The sequence below is a fragment of the Streptomyces sp. WMMC500 genome (assembly GCF_027497195.1).
Classification (GTDB): domain Bacteria; phylum Actinomycetota; class Actinomycetes; order Streptomycetales; family Streptomycetaceae; genus Streptomyces.
This window is the reverse complement of the sequence record NZ_CP114905.1, coordinates 4,663,336-4,678,939: the sequence shown is the minus strand read 5'-3', so window position 1 is coordinate 4,678,939 and position 15,604 is coordinate 4,663,336. Positions and strand designations below refer to the sequence as shown.

The window sequence follows — 15,604 nt, the reverse complement described above, 5'->3', positions numbered from 1 at the left end:
GGTCAGCCGCCGGTACGCGTCAGCGCGTACGCGTCCCGCAGGTCCCGCCCGCTGTACGCGTGCGAGGCGAGCCCGCTCACGTGGTGGTCGGCGTTCACGGCGACCGACCGCGGCACGACCGCGAACAGGTCGGTGTCCGACATGGAGTCCCCGTACGCCACGCAGTCCGCCCGCGTCAGCCCGTACTCCGCGCACAGCAGGTCGGCTATCCGCACCTTGTCCGGCGGCCCCAGGATGCCCGCCATGTCCACCGGCTCGCGGAACGGCAGCGCCGGGAACCGCGAACCGTGCGCCGCGTGCACCCCCCACTCCAGCAGCCGTTCGACGAAGAACCCGGGCGCCAGCGAGATGACCGCGCAGCGCTCCCCACGCTCGGTGATGTCCGCCCACACCTCCCGGATCCCCGTGAGCCACGGCGCGCCCGCGAACGCCCGCGCGAGGATCTCGGGCGTGAGGCTGCTCCACATGGCGTGGGCGTGCTCGGCGTACACGTAGGTGTCGATCTCGCCGGAGCTGAACGCCGCGTCCAGCGCGCGGAACTCCGTGACCAGGCCCAGTTGCCGCGCCAGTTCGATGTTCGCGGAGGAGCCGTGCAGCAGGGTGCCGTCCATGTCGAAGATGTGCAGCCGGGACATGGCCGTGAGGCTAGGACGTGCGCGCGGTCGCCCACAAACGATTACTTGCGCCGCACGGCCCCGGAGTCGGTCGCGGTCGGTCGGAGTCAGTCCGGGTCGTGCTCCGGGCCGCCGTAGTCGGGGCTGGTGAAGTCCGGGCTCGAGTAGCTCGGTCCGTCCGTCGACTGGCCGTCGTCGGGGCTGGAGAACGCCGGGCGGGAGTAGCCCAGGCGCGGGGTGCGGGTGGCGGTGGGGTCGGTACGGACCGCGGGGTACGCCCCGCCGCCCCCGGCGCCGCCCTCAGGGCCGCCGACGTCGGGGCCGCCGACCTCGGGACCGCCGACGTCGGGGGCACCCGCTTCGGGACCGCCGGCTCCGGGGCCGGCGAGGGCCCGCTCGATGAAGGGCTGAATGCCCCGTTCGAGCAGCGCCGCGCGCCACTCCTCGCGGGCCCGGTCGACCTGCTCGGTCAGATCCCGGCTGGCCGCCGCCCTGATGGACGTCGAACCGTTGCGCACCGCCGTCAGCAGCAGCGCGACCATCGAGATGACGATGGCGCCGACCGCGAGCATCGCGAAGATCCAGCCCGCCTGGCGCATCGAGGACGCCACGGAGGGCTCGGGGTCCATCAGTTGCAGCAGATAGCCGACGAGGAGGAAGATCAGCGCCGCCGTGCCGGCCAGCACCGGCACCAGCACCGCGGCCGCCGCGGCCACGCCCGCGCTGGAGCCGCCGCCCTGTCCGCCGGTCAGGCGGATGCCCTCGCCCCCGCCCAGGGGCCCGCCGCTCGCCGCGGGCCGGCGCAACTCCGTGCGCAGCCCCACGTAATGTTCGTATTCGGCCGACGCGGTCGCGGAAATCTCGGCCGTGGCACCGAGGGCCCGGGCGCGCAGCCGTTCGGGGTCGAGCGGCCGGCCGCGGCCGGCGCCGACCGCGAACTCGGCATTGGACAGCGCGGTATCGAGGAGCCGCTCGAAGTCCGGGCGGTCCTCCGTCAACAGATGCGACGCACTGGTCATGTGCTTGTGCTCCCCCGGATGGGCAGGCAACAAGGCAAACAGGGGACGGAGCGTGCCTGCGGCGCTAGGCCCTGGGCGGCAGAGCCTATTACCGATGGTAGAGCGCTTCGGGTATGGCGGATAAGTGTCTTTTCAGAAAAGGAGGTTCCGTATTAGAGCACGACGCGCGGACCTGCGCTAGCGCCCGATCAGCGGAAGTCGCACGACAAGCAGTTTTCCGGCCATGGTGACCCCGCCGTCCATGGCGATGGCGAGGTCGTCCGCGTAGATGTGCGGGCCCTGCACGGCGGCGCCCCGCTCCTCGCCTTCGGTGTCCTCGCTGGGCACCTCCCCCAGCAGATACGGGATCGGGCTGTGCCCGTGCACCAGCCGCTCGCCGCCGTACCGGCCCAGCAGTTCCCGTACCGCCGCGGGGCCCGTCTCCTCGTCGCGGAAGGCGAAGCGCTTGGTGAACTTGCGGAAGAGGTCCCACACCTCGTCCGCGTCCGAGCGGGCGAGGATGTCGTGGACGGTGTCGTTGACGCCCTCGATCGAGTCACCGTAGTCGAGGTACGCGGTGGTGTCGGAGTGCACCAGGAGGTGGTCGTCCTCCTGGTGGATCGCGTCGAGACGCGCCATCCACTGCAGGTGGACGTCCTCCAGCCGCTCCATGTCGGTGCGCTGCCCGCCGTTGAGCAGCCAGGCGGCCTGGAAGGAGGCGGTGCCGGCACCGGAGTTGACGGGCGTGTCGCCGAAGCGCTTGGCGCCGAGCAGCAGCAGCTCGTGGTTTCCCATGAGCGCCTTGCAGTAGCCGCCGGCGGCCGCCGCCTCGGCGGACAGCCGCATGACGAGGTCGATGACGCCGATGCCGTCCGGGCCGCGGTCGGTGAAGTCGCCGAGGAACCACACGCGGGTGTTGCCGGCGATCCAGCGGTCGGCCTCGTCGACGATGCCCTGGGCGCGCAGCGCGGCGCGCAGCTCGTCGAGATAGCCGTGGACGTCGCCCACGACGTACAGCGGGCCGTAGCCGCCGTTCTCGCCCGGCCTGATCACCGGCAGGTCGGCCTGGGTCGGGGTGTACCCGTCGTCGGCGGGCCCGTAGGCGTCGCCGGCGGCCGGCGCCGCGGGGACGGGGGGCGCCGCCCCGGCGGGCACCCCAGCCGTGGTCCGCAGCCCCGGCGTCTGACCGGCCCCCTGTTGCATCGAACCCCTCCACCGCCTCGCCGTTCTGCCACCGGGACACGACCGGGCCGCCATGGGACCAGGTGCCGCTCCCCCGTGCAGGTGGAGGAGATCCGCGGTGTGCGTGCGCCCATCATAGAAATGCCCGTCGCAGCTTGTGCGGTACCAGGGGCCGCCAATTGGTTCCGGCTGCCGAAGACGGACGCCCGGCGGAGCACCAGAACCGGGCAAACAGGGCACGACCGGCGCGAGCCCGGCCGGAGGGCCGGCGAGGGCGGGGCGCACGGGGCGTGAGTCGCCGTACGGCCCGGGGCGCGGGCCGGGCCGTAGCGCGGCGGGGCGGCCCGGCCGCGGAGCGCGGCGGAGGCCGTACGGCAGGGGCGCGGGCGGCCGTACGGCCCGGGGCGCGGGCCGGGCCGTACGACCCCGGGTCGTACGGCCGTCGCGTGGGCCCGTCGCGTGGCGCCGTCCCGCACGGCCCCGCCCGGGGCCGTCCCGTACGGCCGTGGCGCGCTCCCCGCCCGCTACGCCGGGCGGCGCGGGGCGCTGACGACCGTGCGCGGCGGGCGGCGCTGCGAGGACGCCCGCACGATCAGGTCCGTCGGTATGACCTGCTCGATGGGGCGGCCCGTGTCGACTCCCTCGATGGCGTCGATCAGTAACTGCACGACGGCCGTGCCGATGCGGCGCGGCTTGAGCGACAGCGTGGTGATGGGCGGGTCGGTGGAGGCGTAGCCCGGGGACTCGCTGCAGCAGACGAGCATGAGGTCGTCGGGCACCCGCAGGCCGTAGCGGCGGGTGGCGGCGAGGAGGTCGGTGCCGTTGGGGTCGAAGAGGCCGTAGACGGCGTCCGGGCGGTCGGGGCGGGCGAGCAGCCGGTCGGCGGCGACGGCGCCGGCCCGCGGGTCGTGGGCGGGGTAGGACTCGTAGACCGGGTCCTGTCCGACGCGCTCGCACCAGGTGAGGTACGCGGTGGTGGACAGCCGGGTGTAGGTGTCCGTGCTGGTGCCGGTGAGCAGCCCGATGCGGCGGGCGCCGGACTCGGCGAGGTGGTCGAGGAGGTCCATGACGGCGGCCTGGTGGTCGTTGTCGACCCAGGCGGTGACGGGCAGGGAGCCGCCGGGGCGGCCGTCGCTGACCACGGGGATGCCCTGCCGGACGATCTCGCTGACGACCGGGTCGCCCTCGGCCGGGTCGATGACCACCGTGCCGTCGAGGGCGACGTTGGACCACACGTCGTGGCGCGAGGTCGCGGGAAGGATCACCAGCGCGTAGCCGCGGGCGAGGGCGGCGGAGGTCGCGGCGCGGGCCATCTCGGCGAAGTACGCGAACTCCGTGAAGGTGAACGGTTCTTCCCCGTACGTCGTCACCGTTAAGCCGATCAGCCCCGACTTGCCGGTGCGCAGGGCGCGGGCGGCGGCCGAGGGCCGGTAGCCGAGGCGGTCGGCGACCTCGCGGACGTGCCGGCGGGTCGCTTCCGGCAGCCGGCCCTTGCCGTTCAGCGCGTCGGAGACGGTGGTGATCGAGACGCCCGCGGCGGCGGCGACATCCCGGATGCCCGCCCGCGCCAGCTTGCGGCTGGGCGGCCGGCTCACTTGCGGTTGGATCGAGCCGGTCATGCGCCTTCTTTCTTCAAGCACGTACGTGGTCCCCCGTGCAAGCCGCAATAGTCAGTCAGGCTTGTCATCGCGAGCTGATAGTAGGGCTCGGATGGCTCGATTGCGGGAGAATCCGAACCGTAACTGACAGGCACGATTCTGCAGGAGCGGAACGGTCAAACGACCATGGAACGACAAGTGGTTGCACCATTGTCGACCCCCGGTCGATGGCGCAAGCTGGGTGGCACCTGCCATGGTGCGAAGGTCTCGAAGAGGTCTCAGTCACCTTCACGGGTGATGCGCGCCATGGCGTCCGCCACCCGTGCGCGCGAGGGTGGATGCGCCCCTTCGGGTGCCGCCCGCGGCCGGGGCGGGCAGGACGGGGCCGGTGGTTACGGCGCGTAACAGCAGGGTACGGGCTCGGTCGAGGAGGACCGCGGTGACGAACGACAGAACTTCCGGGGCTGCGGAGGCTCCCGGTGCTCCCAGGCTGAGGGCCGCGCTGGCGGGCATCCCGACGTACAAGCCGGGCAAGCCGGCGGCGAGCGCGGGCCCGGGGGCGGCGGCGTACAAGCTCTCCTCGAACGAGAACCCCTACCCGCCGCTGCCCGGCGTGCTGGAGGCGGCGGTCGCGGCGGCCGGGAGCTTCAACCGCTACCCCGACATGGCGTGCACCGCGCTCACCGCCGAGATCGCCGCACGCCTCGGCGTGCCCCCCGAGCACGTCGCCATCGGCACCGGTTCTGTGGGGGTGGCCCAGCAGTTGCTGCAGGCGACGGCCGGGCCGGGCGACGAAGTGATCTACGCGTGGCGGTCGTTCGAGGCGTACCCGATCATCACGCAGATCTCGGGCGCGCGCTCGGTGCAGGTTCCGCTGACGGCGGAGGAGCGGCACGACCTGGACGCGATGGCGGACGCGGTGACGGACGCCACCCGGCTGATCTTCGTCTGCACGCCGAACAACCCGACGGGCACGGCGGTGCGCCGCGGGGAGCTGGAGCGGTTCCTCGACCGGGTGCCGCGGGACGTGCTGGTGGTGCTGGACGAGGCGTACTGCCAGTTCGTACGGGACGACGGCGTGGACGGCGGCATCCCGGACGGCCTGGAGTTCTACCGGGACCGGCCGAACGTCTGCGTGCTGCGCACCTTCAGCAAGGCGTACGGGCTGGCGGGGCTGCGGGTCGGCTTCGCGGTGGCGCACGAGCCGGTCGCGGCGGCGCTGCGGAAGACGGCGGTGCCGTTCGGGGTGAGCCAGATCGCGCAGGAGGCGGCGATCGCCTCGCTGCGCAGCGAGGCGGCGCTGCTGGAGCGGGTGGAGGCGCTGGTCGCGGAGCGCACGCGGGTGCGGGAGGGGCTGCTGGCGCAGGGCTGGTCGGTGCCGGAGACGCACGCGAACTTCGTCTGGCTGCGGCTGGGGGAGCGGAGCCTGGACTTCGCGGCGGCGTGCGAGGCGGCGGGCGCGGTGGTGCGGCCGTTCGCGGGCGACGGGGTACGGGCCTCGGTGGGCGAGCCCGAGGCGAACGACATCCTGCTGGCGGTGGCGGAAGAGTTCCGCAAGGAGTTGTAGGGCGCGGCCGGGGCGGGTCCGGTGGGCGCGGCGGTGAGCACTGCTCTCCGCGCGGAGCACCGCTCTCGCCTCCCTCCCCGGCACCCCCCAGACCTGCCGAAACGCGACGTAGGGGACCCCCCTGAAGGGCCGGGGAAGCGCTGTGCCACACTGGACCTTGTGAATGTGAACTCATTCACGAGCGGCGCTGTTCGCAAGGGTTTACCCCCGTATGCCATGCCGCCACGGCCCCAACCGGCCGACCGGCGCGTGGATCATCGTCAGTGCCGTGCCCGTGATCACGGAGAGGAGCCCACGTGGATCTGGCACTCGCCCCGGAGACCCTGGCGCGCTGGCAGTTCGGGATCACCACCGTCTACCACTTCCTCTTCGTCCCCCTGACGATCTCCCTCGCCTCCCTCGTCGCCGGGCTCCAGACCGCCTGGGTGCGCACCGGCAGGGAGAAGTACCTCAGGGCGACGAAGTTCTGGGGGAAGCTCTTCCTGATCAACATCGCCATGGGCGTGGTCACCGGCATCCTCCAGGAGTTCCAGTTCGGCATGAACTGGTCCGACTACTCCCGCTTCGTGGGCGACGTCTTCGGTGCCCCCCTCGCCTTCGAAGCCCTGATCGCCTTCTTCTTCGAGTCCACCTTCGTCGGCCTGTGGATCTTCGGCTGGGACCGGCTGCCGCAGAAGATCCACCTCGCCTGCATCTGGATGGTCGCGATCGGCACCGTGCTCTCCGCGTACTTCATCCTCGCCGCCAACTCCTGGATGCAGCACCCCGTCGGCTACCGCATGAACGAGGAGTCCGGCCGCGCCGAGCTGACCGACTTCTGGCGCGTACTCAGCCAGAACACCGCCGTCGCGCAGTTCTGCCACACCATCACCGCGGCCTTCCTCACCGGCGGCGCGTTCGTCGTCGGGATCGCCGCGTACCACCTGATGCGCGGCCGGCACGTCGCCGTGATGCGCAGCTCGCTGCGGCTGGGCCTGATCACGATGGTCGTGGCGGGGCTGCTCACCGCGTTCACCGGCGACCGCCTCGGCAAGATCATGTACGACCAGCAGCCGATGAAGATGGCCTCCGCCGAGGCCCTGTGGGAGACCGAGGCGCCCGCGCCCTTCTCGCTCTTCGCCATCGGCGACGTCGACAAGGGCCACAACAGGGTCGCCATAGAGGTCCCCGGCGTGCTGTCGTTCCTCGCCCACGACAACTTCTCCGAGGCCGTCCCCGGCATCAACCCCACCAACGAGGAGCTGAAGGAGAAGTACGACGGCACGTTCGGCCTCGGCGACTACCGGCCCAACATCCCGCTCGCGTACTGGAGCTTCCGCTGGATGATCGGCTTCGGGATGGTCTCCCTGGGCCTCGGCGTCCTCGGACTCTGGCTCACCCGCCGCCGGTTCTGGCTCGCCGCCCGGCTCCGTACCGGCGAGGACGACGTCCCCAGACTCGCCCTCACCAAGGACCGCGAACTCGGCGCCCGCCTCGGCGGCTGGTACTGGCGGCTCTGCCTCCTCACCCTCCTCTTCCCGCTCATCGCCAGCTCCTGGGGCTGGATCTTCACCGAGACGGGCCGCCAGCCCTGGGTCGTCTACGGCGTCCTGCCCACGTCCTCCGCGGTCTCCCCCGGTGTCTCACAGGGCGAGGTCATCGCCTCGCTGAGCGTCTACACCCTCCTGTACGCGGCCCTCGCCTTCATCGAGGCCAAGCTGATGATCAAGTACGTGAAGGCCGGACCGCCCGAACTCACCGAGTCCGACCTCAACCCGCCGACGAAGATCGGCGGCCACGACCGCGAAGACTCCGACCGGCCCATGGCCTTCTCGTACTGAGGGGGGAGACCACGCCATGGAACTGCACACCGTCTGGTTCGTCCTCATCGCCGTCCTGTGGACCGGCTACTTCTTCCTGGAGGGCTTCGACTTCGGCGTCGGCGTCCTCACCCGGGTGCTGGCCCGCGACCGCGCCGAGCGGCGCGTGCTCATCAACACCATCGGCCCGGTCTGGGACGGCAACGAGGTCTGGCTGCTCAGCGCGGCCGGCGCCACCTTCGCCGCCTTCCCCGACTGGTACGCCACCCTCTTCTCCGGCTTCTACCTGCCCCTGCTCCTCATCCTCGTCTCCCTCATCATCCGCGGCGTCGCCTTCGAGTACCGGGCCAAGCGCCCCGAGGAGCACTGGCAGCGCAACTGGGAACTCGCCATCTTCTGGGCCTCCCTGCTGCCCGCGTTCCTGTGGGGGGTCGCGTTCGGCAACATCGTGCGCGGGGTGAAGATCGGCCCGGACAAGGAGTACGTGGGCGACTTCTTCGACCTGCTCAACCCCTTCGCGCTGCTGGGCGGGCTGGTCACACTCTGCCTCTTCACCTTCCACGGCGCGGTGTTCACGGCCCTGAAGACCGTCGGCGACATCCGGATGCGCGCGCGCCGGCTGGCCGCCGTCCTCGGTACGGCGACGGCGGCGCTGACGCTGGGCTTCCTGCTGTGGCTCCAGGCGGACACCGGCGACACGTGGAGCCTGGTGACGCTGATCGTGGCGGTGGCGGGCTTGCTGTGCGCGCTGGGCGCGGTGGCGGCGGGCCGGGAGGGGTGGTCGTTCCTCTACTCCGGGGTGACCGTCGTGGCCACGGTCGCGACGCTGTTCCTGGCGCTGTACCCGGACGTGATGCCGTCGTCGCTGAACCCGGCGTGGAGCCTGACGGCGGAGAACGCCTCGTCGACGCCGTACACGTTGAAGATCATGACGTGGTGCGCGGGGATCGCCACGCCGGTGGTGCTGATGTACCAGGGGTGGACGTACTGGGTGTTCCGCAAGCGGATCGGCACGCAGCACATCGCGCCGGAGGCGCACGTGGGGGCTGCGGCGGGCCTGGCGGGTGCGGACGGTGAGGGTGGCGGTTCTGCTGGCGACGGGGCGGGCCGGTGACATGAAGCCCGTCGACCCGCGTCTGGCCCGGTACGCCCGCGCGACCCGGCTGTTCCTGCTCGCCACGGTCGCGCTGGGCGCGGCCGGTGCGGGGCTGGTCATCGCGCAGGCGGTGCTGATGGCGGAGATCGTCGTCGGCGCGTTCGAGGACGGCCTGGCGGCCGCCGATCTGCGTACGCCGCTGCTGCTGCTCGCGGCGGTCGCCGTGGGGCGGGCGGCGGTGAACTGGCTGACGGAGCTGGCGGCACACCGGTCGAGTGCGGCGGTCAAGTCGGAGCTGCGGATGCGGCTGCTGACGGAGGCGGTACGGATCGACGGTGCCCGCGAACCCCGCGCCGACGAACTCCGCACCGGCGAACTCCGCACCGGCGAACTCGCCGCGCTCGCCACCCGCGGAATCGACGCCCTGGACGCCTACTTCTCCCGCTACCTTCCCCAACTCGGCCTCGCCGTCGTCGTCCCGGCGGCCGTCCTGGCGCGCATCGTCACCGACGACTGGGTCTCCGCCGCGATCATCGCCGGCACGCTGCCGCTGATTCCGGTCTTCATGGTGCTCATCGGCTGGGCCACCCAGGCGGCCACCGACCGGCAGTGGCGCACCCTGTCCCGGCTCTCCGCCCACTTCCTCGACGTCGTCTCCGGCCTGCCGACGCTCAAGGTCTTCGGGAGGGCGAAGGTGCAGGCCGACAACATCCGCACCATCACCGCCGACTACCGCCGCGCGACGATGCGCACGCTGCGGATCGCCTTCCTGTCGTCGTTCGCGCTGGAGCTGCTGGCGACGATCTCGGTGGCGCTGGTCGCGGTCACCATCGGGATGCGGCTGGTCCACGGCGAACTGGACCTGTACACCGGGCTGGTGGTGCTGATCCTGGCCCCGGAGGCGTATCTGCCGCTGCGCCAGGTCGGCACGCACTACCACGCCGCGGCGGAGGGCCTGGCGGCGGCGGACAGGGTCTTCGCGGTCCTGGAACGCGGAGCAGCCCGGAAAACAGCCGACTCAACCCCGCACACCCGCCCAAGGGTAGGCCGCCCCACCGACAACGACGAGCCGGACGCAGGGGGCGGAGACGACGCGGGGAAGGCAGGGGGCGCGGACAGCGCCGCCTTCGGCTCACCCCCGCACGCCCGCCCAAGGGTAGATCGCCCCACCGACAACGCCTGCCCGGACGCCCGCGGCGCCGCCCTCGCCCTCGACGGGCTCGTCGTACGGCACGAGGGCCGGGCCGAGGACTCCCTTCCGCGTACGACCCTCACGCTCCGCCCCGGCGAGACCGTGGCGCTGACCGGGCCGTCGGGCGGCGGCAAGTCCACGCTGCTCGCCGCGCTCCTCGGCCTCGTACGGCCCACCGCCGGCCGGGTGCTCATAGGCGGGCGCGACCTCGCCGCGCTGGACCTGCCGACCTGGCACGCGCAGGTCGCCTGGGTACCGCAGCGGCCCGCGCTCTTCGCCGGCACGATCGCCGACAACGTCCGCCTCCCCCGCCCCGGCGCCACCGACGCCGAGGTGGCCCGGGCACTCCGCGACGCCGCCGCGGGCGACCTCGACCCCGCCGCCGTCCTCGGCGAGGCGGGCGCCGGCCTCTCCGCCGGCCAGCGGCAACGGGTCGCCCTCGCGCGGGCCTTCCTCGCCGACCGGCCCGTGGTCCTCCTCGACGAGCCCACCGCCGCCCTCGACGGCGACACCGAGGCCGCCGTCACCGCGGCGGTCGCCCGGCTGGCCCGGGGCCGCACGGTGCTGCTCGTGGCCCACCGCCCGGCGCTGCTGGAGGTGGCGGACCGGGTGGTACGGCTGGGGGAGTACCGCACGCCGGTGGCCGCGCGGACGGACGCGGTACGGGTCACTGCGGCGGCCCCGGAGGCAGTGCCGGAGGCGGCGGGCCCGGAGCCGGTCCCGGCGGCGGTCCCCGCGGCGGTCCCGGCGGCGGTCCCGGCGGCCGGGTCCGTACGCGAGAAGCAGCCCGAGGCTGCGCACGCCGTGCCCGACGGGTCGTACGGACCCGAGGCGGCGCCCCGCGGCGGCGGCGCGCTCCGCAGCACCACCGCCCGCGGGAGGCTGGCGCTCGCCGCGCTGCTCGGCGCGCTCGCGCTCGCGTCCGCCGTCGGGCTCATGGGTGTCTCCGGGTGGCTGATCTCCCGCGCCTCCGAGCAGCCGCCCGTGCTCTACCTGATGGTCGCCGTGACCGCCACCCGCGCGTTCGGCATCGGGCGCGCCGTCTTCCGCTACGCCGAGCGCCTCGTCTCCCACGACGCCGTGCTACGGATCCTCGCGGACCTCCGCGTCGTCGTGTACACCCGGCTCGAACGCCTCGCCCCCGCCGGCCTCGCCCCGCACCGGCGCGGCGACCTGCTCACCCGGCTCGTCGCGGACACCGACACCCTCCAGGACCGCTACCTGCGCTGGCTGCTGCCCGTCTCCGCCGCGGCCCTGGTCGGCACCGCGTCCGTGGCGACGGCCGCCGTACTGCTGCCCGAGGCCGGCGCCGTGCTCGCCGCCGGGCTGCTGGCGGCGGGCGTCGGGGTGCCGCTGCTGGCCGCGGCCACGGCCCGGCGGACGGAGGCCCGGCTCGCGCCGGCGCGGGCCGCGCTCGCCACGGAGGTCGTGGACGTGCTCACCGGCACCGCGGAACTCGCCGTCGCCGGCGCCCTGCCCCGCCGCCTCGCCGCGCTCCGCGACGCCGACCGCCGGCTGACCCGGATCGCCGCCCGCAGTGCCGCCGCGCTCGCGCTGGGCGCCGGGCTGTCGGCGCTGATCTGCGGACTGACGGTGGTGGGCGCGGCGGCGGCCGGGGCCCAGGCGGTGTACGAGGGGCGCTTGGGCGGCGTGTGGCTGGGGGTGGTGGTGCTGGGGACGCTCGCGGCGTTCGAGGCGGTGAACGGGATGCCGCTGGCGCTGCAGCAGCGGGCCCGGGTACGGCGGAGTGCCGCCCGCATCGACGAGATCCTCGACGCGCCGCCGCCGGCCGCGGAGGGGACGGGGCTGCCACCGGCGGATCCGTTCCCGGTGACGCTGACGGGGGTGTCGGCGCGGCATCCGGGGCAGGACGGTCTTGCGCTGGACGGGGTGGATCTGACGCTGACGCGGGGGCGGCGGGTCGCGGTGGTGGGCGCGTCGGGGTCGGGGAAGACGACGCTGGCGCACGTGCTGCTGCGGTTCCTGGATCCGGTTACGGGCGCGTACCGGCTGGGCCCGGCGGCGGAGAGCGGCGCTCTCGGCTCGGAGCACCGCTCTCCCGCGAGAGCACCGCTCCGAAAGGAGAGCACCGCCGACGCACTCGCCTGCGACCCCGACGCCGTACGCCTCCTCGTCGGCCTCTGCGCCCAGGACGCCCACCTCTTCGACAGCACCCTGCGCGAGAACCTCCGCCTCGCACGCACCGGCGCCACCGACGACGACCTGCGCGCCGCCCTCGCCGCCGCCCGCCTCCTCGACTGGGTCGAGACCCTCCCGCACGGCCTCGACACCCCGGTCGGCGAACACGGCGCCCGGCTCTCCGGCGGCCAGCGCCAGCGCCTCGCGCTGGCCCGCGCGCTGCTCGCCGACTTCCCGGTCCTCGTGCTCGACGAACCCGCCGAACACCTCGACCTGCCCACCGCCGACGCCCTGACCGCCGACCTGCTCGCCGCCACCGAGGGCCGCACGACGGTCCTCATCACGCACCGGCTGACCGGGCTGGAGGCGGTGGACGAGATCGTGGTGCTGGAGCGCGGCCGGGTGGTGCAGCGCGGCGCGTACGCGGAGCTGGCGGAGGCGGACGGTCCGTTCCGGCGCACGCTGGTACGGGAGCGGGCACACCCGTCCCCGTACCCGCAGACCTCTCCGCACCCCCACCCGGACGAGCGCCCGGACGGCCGCCGCGGGCCCGGCGTAACCGACAATCCCGACTTTCCCCACCGAGAGCCGCTTATTACCCTCGGGACATGACCGCAGCCGACTCCATGGACGCCGCCGCCCGCGCCACCCGCGGACTGCAGGGGGTCTCCAGCGAGCTGGCCGAGCGCGTGACCCAGTTGCTGGCCGCCATGCGGTCCATCGGTACGGGGCTGCAGCTCCACCCCACGCTCGACGTGATCGCGCAGACGGCGGCGGAGCTGGCGGGGGCGCGGTACGCGTCGATCGTGGTGATCGACGAGCAGAGCGGTGACCTGGACGAGTTCGCGTCGTACGGCGTGGACGAGGTGGACCGGGCCCGTCTCGACGAGATCCCGGACGCGCCGGGGACGACGCTGACGGTGCCGATCGACGTGGACGGGCGGTACTTCGGGGACCTGGTGCTGGCGCAGAAGCGCGGCGGCGGGCGGTTCCAGGACGACGACCTGCACCTCGTCCGGATCATCGCCACCGAGGCGGGCATCGCGATCGGCAACGCGCGGCTGCACCTGGAGACGCGGCAGCGGGAGCGGTGGATCGACGGGGCGCACGCCGTGACGACCGCGCTGCTGTCGAGCGCGGACGCGCGGGACGCGCTGGGGGTGATCGCGGAGCAGGCGCGGGGACTCGCGGACGCGATGGCCGGGGTGGTGCTGCTGCCGCGGTCGGGGAGCGACGTCGCGGGTGGCGGTGGCGGTGCCGGTGGTGCTGCCGGTGGCGGCAGGGCGCACGAGCCGGAGTGGCTGGAGGTCGTGGCGGTGGCCGGGGAGGGAGTGGAGGACCTCGTGGGCCGGGTGCTGCCGTCGTACAGCCCGACGGTCCTGGCGCTGCTGGCGGGCAAGGAGGTCTTCCTCGACGACGCGAGCGCCGACCCGCGGGCGGTGAGCGACGGCGCGGGGCGCTTCGGGCCGTGCATGATGCTGCCGCTGCGGAGCGGGAAGCGCGTACTGGGCGCGCTGTCGCTGCCGCGGGCGCCGGGGGGCCGGCTGTACCGGGAGACGGAGAAGCAGTCGGCGACGCAGTTCGCGGGGCAGGCGGCGCTCGCGCTCATGCTGTCGGAGGTGCAGCGGGACCGGGAGCGGCTGGCGGTGTACGAGGACCGCGACCGGATCGCGCGGGACCTGCACGACCTGGTGATCCAGCGGCTGTTCGCGACCGGGATGCAGTTGCAGGGGGCGAAGCGGCTGGAGCGGGCGCCGGAGGTACGCCAGCGGATCGACGCGGCCGTCGACGCGCTGGAGCTCACGATCGAGGAGATCCGGGGCACGATCTACGCGCTCCAGCAGGAGCCGGAACAGGCGCCGACGGGGCTGCGGGCGCTGGTGCTGCGGGAGGTCGCGACGGCGGCGGCGCCGCTGGGGTTCCAGCCGTCGACGAGCTTCGTGGGGGCGGTGGACGAGCGGGTGGACGAGCGGATCGCGCGGCAACTGCTGGCGGCGCTGCGGGAGGGGCTGTCGAACGCGTCGCGGCACGCGGGGGCGGGGCAGGTGGGGGTGGTGGTCGACGCGACGGCGGAGCTGGCGGACGGGCGGGACGCGGTGCGGCTGACGGTGGCGGACGACGGGCGGGGGCTGCCGCCGTACGGGCGGCGGAGCGGGCTGCGCAACATCGAGCGGCGGGCGGAGGAACTGGGCGGTCAGGCGACGTACGGGGCGGGGCTGGGGGACTGCGGCGGGGGGACGTCGCTGATCTGGGAGGTGCCGCTGGAAGCGCCGGCCGGCGAGGCGGGGGGAGGGCCTGGGGCCGCGGGGGCGGGCGGGGCAGCGGGGGCGGCGGCGTAGGGGTGCGGGGCGGGGGCTTGCGTCCAGAGCACCGTTCACGGACGAGAGCGGTGCTCTCGACGCAGAGCAGCGTCCACGATGCGAAGCGGCGCTCTCGACACGAAGCGGTGCTCACCACCCGGAGCAGCGCTCTCGGCACGAAACAGCGCTCGCGCCCCAGAGCGGTGCTCTCGGCCCAGAGCGGCGCTCTCCCTCACCGTCCCTGCAGCAACTGCTCGATGACCAGCGCCACCCCGTCCTCCTCGTTCGCCGCCGTGCGGTCCGTCGTGGCGGCCAGGACCTCCGGGTGCGCGTTGGCCATCGCGTACGATCTGCCGGCCCACGTCAGCATCTCCAGGTCGTTCGGCATGTCGCCGAAGGCCACGACCTCCTCCGCCGCGATCCCCCGCGTCCCGCAGTAACGCGCCAGCGTGCTCGCCTTGCTCACGCCCAGCCCGCTCACCTCCAGCAGCGCGCTCGACGTCGACCGCGTGAACTCCCCGTGCGCCCCCGCCCCCGCCCGCGCCGCGCGCAGGAACTCGTCCGCGCCGAGGTCCGGGTGGTACGCCAGCAGCTTCAGCAGCGGATCGCCCGCCCGTTCCCCGTCCTCCGCGAGCAGCTTCTCCACCGGCGCTATCGGCCCCGGCCCCCGGTGCAGCGGGTATCCCGGTTCGCGGCCGAAGCCGCCCGTGTGCTCGACCGCGAACGCCGTACCCGGCGCGATGGTCCGCAGCACGCCGACGATCGTGACGGCGTCGGCCAGCGGCAGCGGGCAGACCTCCACCAGCTCCAGCCCGCGGTGCAGGTCGACGACCGCGGCGCCGTTGGCGCAGATCGCCATCCCGTGCCCGTGCACGTGCTCCGCGACCAGGCCCATCCACCGCGCCGGCCGGCCCGTGACGAACACCACCGCAAGACCCGCCTCCTCCGCGGCGGCGAGCGCGGCGACCGTGCGGCCGGAGACGGTCTTGTCGTCCCGCAGCAGGGTGCCGTCGAGGTCCGTGGCGATGAGCCGGGGAAGCGGCACGGGAGGGGGCATGGAGAAGGGGGCGGCGTCGGTCACCGGGCCATCATCGCGTACGGCCCCGAAGGCCGTACGGG

General features: G+C 73.7%; 10 protein-coding genes. 5 read left to right on the top strand and 5 right to left on the bottom strand.

What is annotated here, in order from left to right:
- Positions 1-2: 2 nt before the first annotated feature.
- The 4 genes from O7599_RS20035 to O7599_RS20020 all read right to left on the bottom strand — a co-directional run bounded on the left by O7599_RS20035 (position 3) and on the right by O7599_RS20020 (position 4,413).
- Complete coding sequence (locus tag O7599_RS20035; protein ID WP_281616975.1) at positions 3-635, bottom strand: HAD-IB family phosphatase; 633 nt, start codon at positions 633-635, stop codon at positions 3-5.
- Positions 636-721: 86 nt separating this feature from the next.
- Positions 722-1,633, bottom strand: a complete 912-nt coding sequence (locus O7599_RS20030) for a hypothetical protein (protein WP_281616974.1) — start codon at positions 1,631-1,633, stop codon at positions 722-724.
- A gap of 177 nt (positions 1,634-1,810) precedes the next feature.
- On the bottom strand, positions 1,811-2,815 hold the full coding sequence (locus O7599_RS20025; RefSeq protein WP_281616973.1) for a metallophosphoesterase: 1,005 nt from the start codon (positions 2,813-2,815) through the stop codon (positions 1,811-1,813).
- 503 nt (positions 2,816-3,318) lie between these two features.
- Positions 3,319-4,413: a LacI family DNA-binding transcriptional regulator gene (locus O7599_RS20020; protein WP_281616972.1), complete on the bottom strand. Its 1,095-nt coding sequence runs from the start codon at positions 4,411-4,413 to the stop codon at positions 3,319-3,321.
- 418 nt (positions 4,414-4,831) lie between these two features.
- Between O7599_RS20020 and hisC the strand changes: the two genes are divergently transcribed.
- The 5 genes from hisC to O7599_RS19995 all read left to right on the top strand — a co-directional run bounded on the left by hisC (position 4,832) and on the right by O7599_RS19995 (position 14,524).
- Positions 4,832-5,959: a histidinol-phosphate transaminase gene (hisC, locus tag O7599_RS20015; protein WP_281616971.1), complete on the top strand. Its 1,128-nt coding sequence runs from the start codon at positions 4,832-4,834 to the stop codon at positions 5,957-5,959.
- A gap of 296 nt (positions 5,960-6,255) precedes the next feature.
- On the top strand, positions 6,256-7,779 hold the full coding sequence (locus O7599_RS20010; RefSeq protein ID WP_281616970.1) for a cytochrome ubiquinol oxidase subunit I: 1,524 nt from the start codon (positions 6,256-6,258) through the stop codon (positions 7,777-7,779).
- 16 nt (positions 7,780-7,795) lie between these two features.
- On the top strand, positions 7,796-8,872 hold the full coding sequence (gene cydB, locus O7599_RS20005; RefSeq protein WP_281616969.1) for a cytochrome d ubiquinol oxidase subunit II: 1,077 nt from the start codon (positions 7,796-7,798) through the stop codon (positions 8,870-8,872).
- Between the two features lies 1 nt (position 8,873).
- Positions 8,874-12,797, top strand: coding sequence for a thiol reductant ABC exporter subunit CydD (gene cydD, locus O7599_RS20000; protein WP_281623447.1), 3,924 nt, complete (start codon positions 8,874-8,876; stop codon positions 12,795-12,797).
- Positions 12,794-14,524: a GAF domain-containing protein gene (locus O7599_RS19995; protein WP_281616968.1), complete on the top strand. Its 1,731-nt coding sequence runs from the start codon at positions 12,794-12,796 to the stop codon at positions 14,522-14,524. The genes cydD and O7599_RS19995 overlap by 4 nt, the downstream gene beginning before the upstream one ends.
- A gap of 193 nt (positions 14,525-14,717) precedes the next feature.
- Here O7599_RS19995 and O7599_RS19990 read toward each other — a convergent pair whose 3' ends face one another.
- Positions 14,718-15,542, bottom strand: a complete 825-nt coding sequence (locus tag O7599_RS19990) for an HAD hydrolase family protein (protein WP_281623446.1) — start codon at positions 15,540-15,542, stop codon at positions 14,718-14,720.
- Between the last annotated feature and the right edge of the window lie 62 nt (positions 15,543-15,604).

What these genes read in the sequence shown, in the direction of transcription:
- cydB (WP_281616969.1), top strand. Translation starts at nt 7,796, where the DNA reads ATGGAACTGCACACCGTCTGGTTCGTCCTCATCGCCGTCCTGTGGACC.
- O7599_RS19995 (WP_281616968.1), top strand. Translation starts at nt 12,794, where the DNA reads ATGACCGCAGCCGACTCCATGGACGCCGCCGCCCGCGCCACCCGCGGA.
- O7599_RS20030 (WP_281616974.1), bottom strand. Translation starts at nt 1,633, where the DNA reads ATGACCAGTGCGTCGCATCTGTTGACGGAGGACCGCCCGGACTTCGAG.
- O7599_RS20025 (WP_281616973.1), bottom strand. Translation starts at nt 2,815, where the DNA reads ATGCAACAGGGGGCCGGTCAGACGCCGGGGCTGCGGACCACGGCTGGG.
- O7599_RS19990 (WP_281623446.1), bottom strand. Translation starts at nt 15,542, where the DNA reads ATGCCCCCTCCCGTGCCGCTTCCCCGGCTCATCGCCACGGACCTCGAC.
- O7599_RS20020 (WP_281616972.1), bottom strand. Translation starts at nt 4,413, where the DNA reads ATGACCGGCTCGATCCAACCGCAAGTGAGCCGGCCGCCCAGCCGCAAG.
- cydD (WP_281623447.1), top strand. Translation starts at nt 8,874, where the DNA reads ATGAAGCCCGTCGACCCGCGTCTGGCCCGGTACGCCCGCGCGACCCGG.
- O7599_RS20035 (WP_281616975.1), bottom strand. Translation starts at nt 635, where the DNA reads ATGTCCCGGCTGCACATCTTCGACATGGACGGCACCCTGCTGCACGGC.